Below are 12,269 nucleotides of genomic sequence, written 5' to 3'. Positions count from 1 at the left end.
CCGGACAGGGCTTCACGTTTGTGCTACCCCGGCCACTTAGTGTTGTCCTGAGTCCGTCCAGCAACTCCATAGCTCCACTGAGGACGGATTGCTGACGGGTGGCCCTAGCCACTCGCTCATCTCATGACATTGCTGATCGAAGCATAACTGGTAGTCACCTGCTTGCGGGGTGCGTCCCAGACTCAGAGGCTGCAAGGGCGGCAGGTGACGTTGATAGTGCCAACTGCCTTTTTCCAAGCTAGCCTCCGGGGGAATCTCCATCCCCGCGCCATTCCCTTTGACCCTGGCCTCGGTGAGCACAAGTCCCTGCTCCGAGACACGGTAATCTTCTTCCCAACGAATTTTTTCGATTGTGTGATTCCAAGCCAGTGTAAAGCTTGAGATTGGGAGTTGGGCCCAGGCGACTCCCGCCAGACCCAGGCACAAGCCGATCATGCTCTGGCCAGTCCGCCACGGCGAGACCGCCAGACATGCTGAAGTATCAGCAACACACCCAGCACAAAACCGATTTCGTCGGTCAACGGCAGCGCAACGACCAACAAAGCACCTGCCGCGAAACACAATAAACGTTCCCAAACCGGCATCTTCTGTTGCAGATAACCTGTGGACGCCATTCCCCAAAGGCCAACGGCCAACATCGTCTTGACCAACATATAGGCAGTCATCCACAAATTGTCGCCTTGCATCATGAGCGCAGGGTTGTAGACCGCCATGAACGGAATGACAAAGCCAGCCAGTGCAATACGAACCGCCCACAGACTGATCTTGAATCCTGTTTCCTTGGCGATGGGCGCTGCGGCAAAGCATGCCAAGGCAACCGGTGGGGTAAGGTCTGCAAGAATTCCGAAATAGAAAACGAACATGTGCGACACGATCAGCGGCACACCCAACTCCAACAGTGCGGGTGCTGCAATCGAACTGGTGATGATGTAGTTGGGAATCGTCGGGATACCCATACCCAACACCAGGCAGGTAACCATCGTCAGTATGAGTGACAACAACAAGTTGTCCCTGCCAATGGCCAGTATGTAACCCGCGAAGGTCGAGGCTATCCCCGTCAATGACACTACACCGATGATGATTCCCACCAGCGCGCAAGCAATCCCGACCGGCACAGCATGACGAGCACCTTCGACCAAGGCATGCAGGCAAATACTCAGGGTTTCTCGGCCTCCCTGAATGAACCAACAGATGACCACCAACGTGGCGATCACCGCAAAGATCACGCTGATACCCAACTGGAAAAAACCGACGCAGAGGACACCAAGAGCGATCCAGAATGCACACCGCAACGCGAAACTGGACACCCGAAGAATGATTGCCGAACCTAGAATAACGATGGCTGTTAGCGCCAGCCCCACCATTCCGGAGAATAGGGGGGTACGTCCGGAAAACAGCAGGTAGACCAGGACAAAAAGCGGAATCAGCAAATACCAGCTTTCCTTTACCGCACCCCATGCGCTGGGACATTGGTCTTTGGGTAACCCCTTAAGGTCGGAGCGTTTTGCCTCAAGGTGAACCATCCAGAATACCGAACCGAAATACAGGATGGCTGGAATTAACGCAGCTTTGGCGATCTCTACGAACGGGACATTAATTGTTTCCGCCATAATGAAGGCCACAGCGCCCATCACAGGCGGCATCAGTTGGCTGCCCATGCTCGAAGTCGCCTCTACGCCGCCAGCAAATGCTGCCTTGTAGCCGAAGCGCTTCATCAATGGAATCGTGAACTGTCCTGTCGTGACAACGTTTGCAATGCCTGAACCTGTAATCGTCCCCATCAAAGCCGATGACGCGACCGATACTTTTGCTGGCCCCCCGAGTTTGTGGCCAAACAGTCCCATCGCGAAATCTGTGAACAATTTGATCATGCCGGCCTGCTCGAGAAAGGACCCGAACAAAATGAACAGGAAAATATAGGTAGCGGAAACGTAGGTTGGTGTCCCGTAGAGACCTTCGGTGCCGAAGGACAACTGGTTGACGATTTGATCGAATCCGTAGCCTCGATGTGCCAAGTCGCCTGGCAGGTATTCACCCAATAAACCGTATGCCAAAAACAGTCCACAGATGACGGGCAATGCGATACCCATCACCCGACGAGCCGCCTCAAACACCAATGCGATCAATACCAGCCCAACGACCATGTCTGCAGATGTCAGGTCACCCGAACGCTGGATCAAATCCGCCTCGAAGAACCATTGATACAAGGCAGTGGTAATCCCAGCGAGACTCAATATCCAGGCCAACGGCTGCCAAGGACGTGTTCTGCCATACGCCGGGTAACTCAGAAACACCACCCACAGCAGGAAACCAACGTGCACCGCGCGCAGCACCTGGCTGGAAACAGGCGCAAACGCAGCAGTGACAATCTGGAAAACTGAAAACAACAACGCCACGTAGAACAGCGTCTTAGGCCAGTCGCGTGGGTTGGCGGCGATGCCATGATGATCTTCGCTCATTGGGTACCTGCCTCAAAACTACATAGAAGGGTACGAACCGCTCTATCGCTCTAGCGACCATCCCCGTGGCGCATTTTTGGATTACAGCGCTCCAGCTTCCTTGTAGTAGCGCTCGGCACCGGGGTGAAGTGGAATGGGCAGATTCTTGGCAGCATTTTGCAACTTGATGTCCTTGGCGGCTGAGTGAGAATTACCTAAACGAGTGAGGTTTTCGAACATCAGCTTGGTCATCTGGTAGGCAACGTCATCCGAGACATCCTCGCGCGTCACCAAAATATTAGTGATCGCCACCGTAGGCACTGACTCAGGCTGTCCGTCATAGGTATTGGCTGGAATTTGTGCAGGCTGATATGCGGCATTGCCGATTTTCGAAACCACATCAGGAGGGATGGAGACGTAGTTCAATGGCATGGTTGAGGAAAGGTCGCGGATGGCCGCCATTCCTAACCCCGAGGACTGAAGCGTGGCATCTAACTGACGGTTTTTGATCAGCTCGACCGACTCCGCAAAGGGTAGGTATTGGACTTTGCTCATGTCTTCGTACGTCAATCCCGCAGCTTTGAAGATCGCACGCGCGTTTAGCTCGGTACCGGACTTGGGGGCGCCGACGGAGATGGTTTTCCCTTTCAGATCCGCCAAGGTTTTGATGCCGGACTCTTTGTTCGCAACAATTTGAATGTAATTCGGATAGGCTCCTGCAATTGCTCGCAACTTTGTCAGCGGGGCCTTAAATCCGGCATCTTCCACTCCGTTTTTTGCATCAGCCACAGAGTCCCCAAGCGCCAGAGCGAGCTCCCCACGACCAGCTTGTAAAAGGTTGAGATTTTCCACCGAGGCTTTGGTCGCTTGGACAGAAGTCTTCGCCCCCGGAATCCCAGCGCTGTATATCTGTGACAGCCCAACCCCAATGGGGTAATAAACCCCGCTAGTACCACCTGTAAGGATGTTTATGAACACAGGTGCGGCGTTAGCTGCGCACGAGATTGTCAACGCAGCGGTGGCTGCAAAGAGGCTAAAGCGTTTGTTTACTCGCATGGAAAACTCTCCGTTTTGTTATGGCTTTATGCAGAGTCTTTCTACTGTAGTCGAAACAAACGCCTTGAGTGGGAAGCTGAGTTAGCCTAATAAGTTTGGGCTTCTCAATCGGTCGCTGCGATGACGCCTAATCGGGATTCTCACCCCGAAAAAAATGCCAGTCAGCTTAGCTGACTGGCATTACCCTCACAGGGCCCTTTGTACTTACAAATGGTGTTATTGAGTGCGCCACGACTCAACAACATCTGCACCGAACTCGGTTTTCCATTCTTTCAATTGGCGATGGTTTCCGCCCTTGGTTTCGATTAACTCACCAGAATTCGGATTCTTATAGATTTTCACCTCGCGGGTTTTACGGGCTGCCTTCGGTGCGGCAGCAGCACCAAGGGAGTGGCGACCGGCCTGAGGATCAAGCAGGTTGATGACGTTCTGCAGATTGAAGCCGTACTCGCCGAGCAATGCACGGAGCTTGCTTTCAAAGTCCATTTCTTGCTGCAGGCCTGAATCGCTTTTCATCGACTCGAGCTCTGCGAGCTGTTCGGCCAGTTGTTGTTCAAGCTTGCGATATTCAGCCAAACGAGACATGGGAAACTTTCCTTAAGGTTTTGGGCTGCGCGGAATGCACATTCCTCATGCTAAGCGATGATTTTCGTCACCCACACCACATTGGAGATTTTCCCAGTCTCAAACTCACAATAGGTAGGCTAATACCTCCAAAAGACTGGTGTAATAAGTACCAGTACGGTGAGGATTTCCAACCGCCCCAGTAACATGCCAATGGTCAGTAACCATTTTGCTGCATCAGGTAGTGATGAGAAGTTACCGGCAGGCCCGATGATCGTGCCCAGGCCTGGTCCAACGTTGCATACTGCAGTAGCGGCGCCACTTAAAGCAGTCGTCCAGTCCAGCCCGATCATCGCCAGCCCTAAGGCGATTATGGCAATGGTGATGGTGAAGAAAAACGAGAAGGTTAAAAGTGAGCGCAAGATATCCTCGTCAATCGGATGACCGTTGTACTTCTTCTGAATCACGGCTCGAGGATGGATCAACTGCTTCAAACTACTCACGAGGAGGGATGCTGCAACTTGGAAGCGGAAGATTTTCAGTCCTCCAGCCGTTGAGCCTGAGCATCCTCCGACAAACGTCAGATAGAAGAACAACAGAACGGCAAAACTACCCCATAGTGTGTAATCACCAACCGCAACTCCTGTAGTCGTGACGACAGAGGTCACGTTGACCGCCACAATACGAAATGCATCCCACCAAGCGTAGTCGCTGTGAAAGCACAGCCATGTACCCACAGCCAGCCAGGTGACAATCAGGAATCCAAGAAATCCGCGTACCTGGTGATCCTTCAGTAGCGCACGCCGATGGCCGCGCAAAGTTGCGACGTACAAGGTAAAGGGCAGGCTACCCAGAATCATAATGACCACCGCTACCCAGTGAATCGCTGGCTGCGTCCAATGCCCAAGTGAGGCGTCTGAAGTGGAGAATCCGCCAGTAGAGATCAACGACATTGCGTGGTTGACTGCTTCAAACGGTGTCATCCCAGCGATCCAGAGCGCCAGAGCCCCAATGCCAGTAAGTCCCAGATAGAGAAAAAGGATGTACTTGGCTGCCACATGGGAACGCGGCGTCACTTTCTCCGACCAGTCTGAGGACTCTGTCTGGAAAAGACGCATGCCACCCACTCGCAACAGTGGAAGGATCGCCACAGCCATGCCGATGAAGCCGATCCCACCCAGCCAGTGCAGCATCGAGCGCCAGATCAACAATCCCGGTGAAGCGGTATCCAAACCACTCAGGACAGTTGAGCCCGTGGTTGTGATGCCGGACATCGTTTCGAAGAAAGCGTCGGTGTAACTGATGTGACTGATGAACACCATTGGCAACGCCGCGAAGGTACACACCACCACCCAACTGCCAGTCGTCAACAGGTACATATCCCTCGGACGGAGCTGGCCAGTATCAGGGCGCCCACGCACGATCAAAAGAAGGCCGCTGATGAAGGTAATCAAACTCGACCAGAGAAAGGCCGACAGATCGTCGCTACGCTCGAAGGCCACCAGCGTGATCATTGGAATAGCCATGCTTACGGCCAGCGTGATCAGAAAAATGCCTAGGATGAAGCCGATGAGCCGCATTGCTGCGAGGGACATAGAAAGTGGCCTGCTAAATTAGCGCCGCGCAGTATCGAATGCTCAACCTCAAAGCCCCGTAAATTTTGCGTAAAATTTCTACAGGCAATCAGTCAAACAAGGATCGGTTGTTAAGTGGCAGAACCTAGCTCGCCTTCATGAGCTCAAAAAATTCCTCGCATTTCATTGAGAAAAATTTAACTGGCGAATAAAAAAACCGGCACTTGGCCGGGCTTTCATGGGCATCCAACAGTTCCTGGTGGATAACACGACTAAGACAGTGCTTCGAACAGCCAGCATGCCTGTCTTGTTGCTTCGCTGACGCAGGTTTCTAAACCACAGTATTTCTAGGCTTTGAACCGACGCCGAGGTCGCTCCGATCTGTCTAACAGGTTTAGCCGGAGCGGGGAAAAGCCAGACACTCCAGGCCCTTATTCAGCCCGAATCCCTCAAGCCAGACTCCAGACATGCAAAGGGATCTAAGCGAACTCCCGTGCCGAAGGCAACGAAAGATGACCTGGCCAATGCCTTCAACAGCCTACTCGACCCTTCGGGGCCATCGCCAAAGCCCCGAAAGCCAACATGAATCCAAACCTTCTCGAAGACGCTGCTGATTGGAATGGTGCTTCGGTGTGTAGGCTCTGTCTCTACATACCAAGCTACTCTTGTCGGTGAGCTTCTGGGTAGGATGACGAAATAAGCGAAGGGTCGATTTGAGACAGACTTTATTATCTAATTCCAATACCCAAGAAAAACCCCCGACAACCGGGGGTTTTCTTTTGGTCTGATTAACGTTTTCAGGTCCACCAGTACCGCACAAGATGAAAGAAAATCGGCGCGGCAAAACACACCGAATCCAGCCGATCCAGCATCCCGCCGTGCCCCTCGATCATATGCCCCCAGTCCTTCACGCCACGGTCGCGCTTGATCGCCGACATCACGATCCCGCCGGCAAACCCCAGCAAGTTGATCAACAGCGCAATTAAAAATGACTGCCAAGGATTGAACGGCGTGGTCCACCACAACGCCGCGCCAATGAGCGATGACAGCAGGATTCCGCCAACAAACCCTTCCACGGTTTTCGAAGGCGATAAATTGGGCGCGATCTTGTGTTTGCCAAACAGCTTGCCGCACACGTACTGCAACACATCCGACAGCTGCACGACGATCACCAGGTAGGCGATCAGCAGCAGGTTGCGACCTTCATAGCCGACGATGTCCAGGGTCAGCAGCGCCGGGACGAAGGACACGCAGAACACTGCGATCATCAGCCCCCACTGCACCTTCGACGCCCGCTCCAGGAAGTGCGTGCTATCGCCGCCCAATGACGCGAGGATCGGCAGCAGCAGGAACACGTAGACCGGGATGAAGATTGAGAACAGCCCATACCAGTCGAAGTAGATCAGCAGGTATTGCAGGGGCAAGGCCAGGTAGAACGCCGCCACCAGCGCCGGGTAATCGCTGCGTCGGGTTGGCGTGAGGGTGAGGAACTCTCGCAGGGCATAGAACGACACCGCGTAGAACAACAAGATCACCGCGCCGGTGCCGAGCCAGAAGGCGATGCCGATCACTACCACCATCACCCACCAGGCGTTGATGCGAGCGTTGAGGTTATCGATCACCGCGTTGGGCGTGCCACGGCTGCGCAATTTGAGGATCAGGCCGATCAGCGAGGCGAGCACCAGGATCATGCCGATCCCGCCGAACAACATCAGGGTTTGGCTATCCATGTCAGGAATGCTCCGGGGCAAGGGCGAGCAAGGCGTCGCGGGTGCGGGCGAGGAACAGCGCCTTGTCTTCGCCGTCTTCCAATTGCAGCGGCGCACCGAAGCTGGTGGTGCACAGCAATGGCAGCGGCAGGACGCGACCCTTGGGCATGACACGGTTGAGATTGGCGATCCACACCGGTATCAACTCGGCTTGTGGGTAACTTTTTGCCAAGTGGTAGAGGCCGCTTTTGAAGGGCAGCAGGCCATCTTCCAGATTGCGCGTACCTTCGGGGAAGATGATCAGCGAATCGCCATTTTCGAGGGCGTCGAGCATCGGCTGCAATGGGTTATCCACAGGGTCTTTGCGTTCCCGGTCGATCAGCACGCCGTTGAACACCCGATTGATGATGTAGCGGCGCAGGGCGCTTTTTTGCCAGTAATCGCTGCCAGCCACCGGGCGTGTGGCTTTGCGCAACTTGGGCGGCAAGGATGCCCACAGCAGCACAAAGTCGCCGTGGCTGCTGTGGTTGGCGAAGTAGATGCGCTGTACTGGCTCCGGCGCGCAACCGAGCCATAGGCTGCGCGCGCCAGTGACCGTGCGGGCCATGGAGGTAATCAGGGTGGCGACCACGGGTTCGAACATGAGGATTCCTTATCCGGCGAAGGGCAGCCAAGGGCTGGCCAGGATGACGGCCAATGTCAGCAGCACTTGCGCGGCCAGCAGGTACGCTTGTTTACGCAGCAGTTTCAGGGCACCGCGACGGCGTTCGGTCCAGGGCCGGCCGGCGCGCTTGGGCGATTGCAGGCCGAGGGTTTGCAGCGTCTGGTCCAGATCCTGGGTGCGTTCCACGTCACGGGCCATCAGGCTAAACAGATCGGCATCGAACGCCACTCGCAGGGCCCAGTACTTTTGCAGCAGTCCCAAGACAATCATCCACACGGCGAGGATCAGGCACACCGGCGTAATACTGGCCATTAACAGTTGCGCCAGGCCGAACAACACACCGAGCAAGGTCAGGCCTGTGGATAGCTGATCCAGGGACCGGCCTCGACGCAGTAGGCTGGCAACCACCTGTAGTTCCATATCAGCGGGCATTGGCTGTCCTCAGATTGGGGGAAGGATGAGTGAGCATTTGCCCCAGTGCTTGGCGGTGGGCGGGGTGTAGGACCACACCGGGACGTGCTGTACGAATAATAGCCACTGCCTCGTCGACCGTTGCGGCGCGCCCGCTGTTCAGCAGCCAGGCAGCGACGGCGGTGGCGCTGCGGGAATAGCCGAGGGCGCAGCACACCAATAGCGGCCCGGCTTCGCGCAGGCGTTCGATAGCGTGAGCGGCGTCCAGACACTGCGTGGCGGTGGGAGCCGTGAGGTCCAGCACGGGCAGGCTGTAATAGGCGCGGCCCTGTGGATCAAGTGGCAACTCGGCGCACAGATCGACCACCGCTTTAAAAGAAGTTAGCTCGCTTGTCGTCGGAATTCGCCCCAGCCAAACGTTATCCACAACCTGATCGGCCTGTGGATGCTTGCGAGTCCACAACCGTGAGTTGATCCACGCGGCGCCAAGATACGGCGCGTACAACCAGCGTGACGCAGGACTGAGTTTTCCATCGGCGCGTTTTTGAAAGCCGGCGGCGTCCAGCAACAGATAATTGAACGCCACCAACAGCACCGCGACGGCGGGCCAGAGCAGCCACAACCACCAGCCACCGAAGGTAAACGCCGGGATAGCAAACGCCAGTGCACCCAAGGCATAACGCATTCCCAGTTGCCAGCGCTTCGAATCCTCGGCCAGTTGTGTATCAAGCAGCGGGCTCGGATGTTCCAGTGGCCATAACCACAAGCACAACCAACCTGCCAGCGCCCCTGTGGGTAAGTCGATAAAGTGATGTTGATAAGTGGTCAGCACTGAAATCCCGATCAAGGTGAACCAGCCATGCACCAGCCAGCGCCACACCCCTTGGGTATGGCGCTGGAACATGATCCACAGGATCACCAACAGCGCGATATGCAGCGACGGCGCCTGGTTGAACGGTTTGTCGAAGCCCGCCAGTACGGCGAACAGCCAGCCGAACACGCCATCCATTTCTGGCCGTTCGAAGGTAAAGCGCAACGGCCATACCAGGAAACAACTGACGGCAATCACCTGGGCCGTCAGCAAACGCAGGGCGTGCTGTTTCAGTTCATGACGGCTGTTGGGCAGCAGCAGGGAGAAGCCGTAGAGCAGGTCAATCGACCAATAGGGCACGATGGTCCAGGCCCAGAACGGAATATGGGTTTCCCAGCCGAACACCATCGTGCCGACATCGCTGCGTTGGCTGGTGACCCACGTGGCAAAGCCGTAGGTGCTGAAAAACAGCGGCGCGAGCAATAGCAGCCATAAGACCGCAGGTTTCAATAAACCCTGCTCTCTAGGGGTAAGCTGCATGATCAGACCCGCTGCGCCAGGGAGACAGTGAAGATGCCCCATTCATCCACGCGCTGGGTGATCTTGCGAAAACCTGCCGCCTCCACCAGTTGATCCATTTCCGCCTGGCTGCGCCGACGCATCACCCAGGCCTGGCCTTGGCGGTGGCTGGTGAGGGCGCGGGCGATCAGTTCCAGTTGGGGGTGCCACGGTTGGCCGGTGTAGACCAGATATCCACCGGGTTCCACCGCTTCGGCAAGACCGGCCAGCGAACCGCCGACCATCGCGTTATCGGCGAACAATTCATACAGGCCCGAAACCACCGCCAATGTTGGCTTGGGCTCCAGTGCCGCTAGGTCCGCTCGGTCAAAGGCATCGCCTTTGACGAACTGGGCGATATCGCTCAAGCCTTTCTCGCGAATCAGTGCGCCACCGTCGCGCACGTTGATGTCGCTGTAGTCGCGCAGCAGGATCGATTCCGGCAACGGCGAAACGCCCTGCAACGCCTCCAGAATGTACCGGCCGTGGCCGGCGGCGATGTCGACGATGCGCACTTCGCGGCCGTCTTCCCGCAGCTTGGCCATGGTCAGGCGCAGCAGCTCTTCGACATTCAACTTGCGCTGGCGAATGCCGCGCCAGCCGATGGAGTTCAGGTAGTTGGTGTCGATCATCCGACCCAGCGCGCCCTTGCCGGTGGGTTTATTGCGATAGACGTAATCCAGGGTGCTCCCGGAGTCGAAACCAGTGTCGAAGCCCAGCTTCACGCCATCGGACAGCTTGCTGCCCAAGCCCATGCTGGCGCGGGTCATGCGCCAGTACAGATCGCGCAGTGAGTTGCGCGGCAGGGGCGCGGCGAGGGATTCGGATTCGGCGCAGGTCAGGCCGATCTTGTCGGCGTCCAGCAAGGATGCGCGATCCAGCGGGTGCTCAAAGTTTTGCAGGATAAACCGCTTGGCGCTGTTCACGGCCACGGCGCGGTCACGTTCGCCGAGGGTGTCGTGGAAGAAGCCGGGGAGGATGTGCAGTTCCTTTTTCAGGCTACCGAGACGGTCGAAAAACTGCTGTTGGGGTTTGCGATGGACTACAAAGTCGGAGCCGGAAATCAGCAACTGGGTCGGCACCTGGATCGCCTGGGCATCGGCTACAACGCGGTCGGCTGCTTCGTACAGGCCCAGCAGCACATTCACCGAAATCGCCTTGGTGATCAGCGGGTCAGTGTCGTAGGAGGCGACCCGCTCCGGGTCATGGCTGAGGAACTTGGCCTTGACGTAGCTGTTGACGAAAAAATTGCCGCGAAACTTGCGCATCAGCGCCAGGCCCGGACGGGCGAAAGGCACGTAGAGCTTGACCTTGAACGCCGGCGAGGCCAGCACCAGAGCGCGGATCTTCGGCGCGTAGTCGTGCACCCAAGTGGCGGCGATTACTGCGCCGACACTTTGGGCGATAACTGCAAGGTTTTCTTCTTCGATGCTGTAGGCGCCGCCGATATGGTCGCAGAAGGTCTGCACGTCCCGGGCGCTGGTGGCAAAGCTGGGGCTGTCACCGCGTTCGCCGGGGGACTGGCCATGGCCACGGGCGTCCCAGGCGAAGAAGTCGAATTGCGGCAGGTCCAGTTCATCCACCAGGTGGGCGATGCGCCCGGAATGCTCGTGGCCGCGATGGAACAGCAGGATCGCCTTGCGCGGTTCTAAGCCTGCTGGCGCAGTGGCGGGCCAGTGACGGTAGAAAAGCTCGACACCGTCATGGGTGCTGAAGGTGTGCTCTTGCTGTTCACGCATCGCAAAATCCTTATGCAGAAGGGGAAATGTCTGATTGTTCTTTAAGGCCTTGGCGCACGCGGTTGACCAAGGTGTAGGCGAGCAATGCGGCGACCAGCCACATCACCCCATCGACCCAGCCAGTACCGAGCCAACCCAGGGCGACGCCGGTGGCCAGTACGCCGAGGACAAATGCCCGGTCACTCTTGCCCATTGGGCCGTCGTAACGCCGCGATGCACCGACCATCGGCCCCAGCACGCCGGCGTATTCGCTGAACACCGCCAGCAAGGTCACCAGCAACACTGGCGCCAGGCTGACGCCTGGGATCAACGCAAACGGCAGGATCAATGCGCTGTCGGCGATCACATCACACAGTTCATTGAGGTAAGCGCCCAGGCGTGATTGCTGGCCGAACTCCCGGGCGAGCATGCCGTCGATGGCGTTCAGGGCCATGCGCAGGATCATCCACAACGGGATCAGCGCGAACAGCCAGAGGTGTTGGGCAAAACCTGCGATCAGCAGACCCACCAACAGGGAAACCACCCCGGCCAGCACGGTGATCTGGTTAGCGGTGGTGCCATTGTCGTAGAGGCGCTGGACCAAGGGGCGCAGCAGGTTCTGAAAACGCGGTTTGAGCTGATAGATCGAAATCATGAGTGGTGACGCTTCCTTGTCCGTGATCCCGCGAAAAACTTTCCGGAGTGTGACGATTTATCGCGGCGGGCACTAGTGATGGCTCGTGTTTATGGGGGCTTTGTCACGATC

The 12,269-nt window shown here is 56.7% G+C and carries 11 protein-coding genes; all 11 read right to left on the bottom strand.

Going from position 1 to position 12,269, the window contains the following annotated elements; all coding sequences use genetic code 11:
• Positions 1 to 36: 36 nt before the first annotated feature.
• The 11 genes from ACZRJ6_RS08730 to ACZRJ6_RS08680 all read right to left on the bottom strand — a co-directional run bounded on the left by ACZRJ6_RS08730 (position 37) and on the right by ACZRJ6_RS08680 (position 12,158).
• Positions 37 to 435: a DUF1850 domain-containing protein gene (locus ACZRJ6_RS08730; RefSeq protein ID WP_463967530.1), complete on the bottom strand. Its 399-nt coding sequence runs from the start codon at positions 433 to 435 to the stop codon at positions 37 to 39.
• A complete protein-coding gene (locus ACZRJ6_RS08725; RefSeq protein ID WP_463967531.1) occupies positions 432 to 2,459 on the bottom strand; it encodes a TRAP transporter permease in 2,028 nt (675 codons plus the stop codon). The genes ACZRJ6_RS08730 and ACZRJ6_RS08725 overlap by 4 nt, the downstream gene beginning before the upstream one ends.
• Positions 2,460 to 2,540: 81 nt before the next feature.
• Entirely contained in the window at positions 2,541 to 3,494 is a 954-nt protein-coding gene (locus ACZRJ6_RS08720; protein ID WP_463967532.1) for a TAXI family TRAP transporter solute-binding subunit, read from the bottom strand.
• A gap of 216 nt (positions 3,495 to 3,710) precedes the next feature.
• Entirely contained in the window at positions 3,711 to 4,079 is a 369-nt protein-coding gene (locus ACZRJ6_RS08715) for a histone-like nucleoid-structuring protein, MvaT/MvaU family (protein ID WP_463967533.1), read from the bottom strand.
• 119 nt (positions 4,080 to 4,198) lie between these two features.
• Positions 4,199 to 5,653 (bottom strand): TrkH family potassium uptake protein, encoded by a 1,455-nt coding sequence (locus ACZRJ6_RS08710; protein WP_463967534.1) that lies wholly within the window; start codon positions 5,651 to 5,653, stop codon positions 4,199 to 4,201.
• A gap of 776 nt (positions 5,654 to 6,429) precedes the next feature.
• On the bottom strand, positions 6,430 to 7,362 hold the full coding sequence (locus tag ACZRJ6_RS08705) for a phosphatidate cytidylyltransferase (protein ID WP_133100653.1): 933 nt from the start codon (positions 7,360 to 7,362) through the stop codon (positions 6,430 to 6,432).
• Between the two features lies 1 nt (position 7,363).
• Positions 7,364 to 7,984 carry a 1-acyl-sn-glycerol-3-phosphate acyltransferase gene (locus ACZRJ6_RS08700; protein WP_133100654.1) on the bottom strand — a complete coding sequence of 207 codons (621 nt, stop codon included), beginning with the start codon at positions 7,982 to 7,984 and terminating at the stop codon, positions 7,364 to 7,366.
• Between the two features lie 9 nt (positions 7,985 to 7,993).
• Positions 7,994 to 8,437: a hypothetical protein gene (locus ACZRJ6_RS08695; RefSeq protein WP_149412493.1), complete on the bottom strand. Its 444-nt coding sequence runs from the start codon at positions 8,435 to 8,437 to the stop codon at positions 7,994 to 7,996.
• Entirely contained in the window at positions 8,427 to 9,767 is a 1,341-nt protein-coding gene (locus ACZRJ6_RS08690) for a phosphatase PAP2/dual specificity phosphatase family protein (protein ID WP_463967535.1), read from the bottom strand. Before ACZRJ6_RS08690 ends, ACZRJ6_RS08695 begins: the two co-directional genes overlap by 11 nt.
• A gap of 2 nt (positions 9,768 to 9,769) precedes the next feature.
• Entirely contained in the window at positions 9,770 to 11,524 is a 1,755-nt protein-coding gene (locus tag ACZRJ6_RS08685; protein WP_463967536.1) for a bifunctional alpha/beta hydrolase/class I SAM-dependent methyltransferase, read from the bottom strand.
• Positions 11,525 to 11,534: 10 nt separating this feature from the next.
• Entirely contained in the window at positions 11,535 to 12,158 is a 624-nt protein-coding gene (locus ACZRJ6_RS08680) for a CDP-alcohol phosphatidyltransferase family protein (protein WP_463967537.1), read from the bottom strand.
• Positions 12,159 to 12,269 lie beyond the last annotated feature (111 nt).

The organism is Pseudomonas sp. C321 (genome assembly GCF_055407105.1).
Note: the sequence above shows the minus strand (reverse complement) of the source record. Positions and strands in the feature narration are given on the sequence as shown.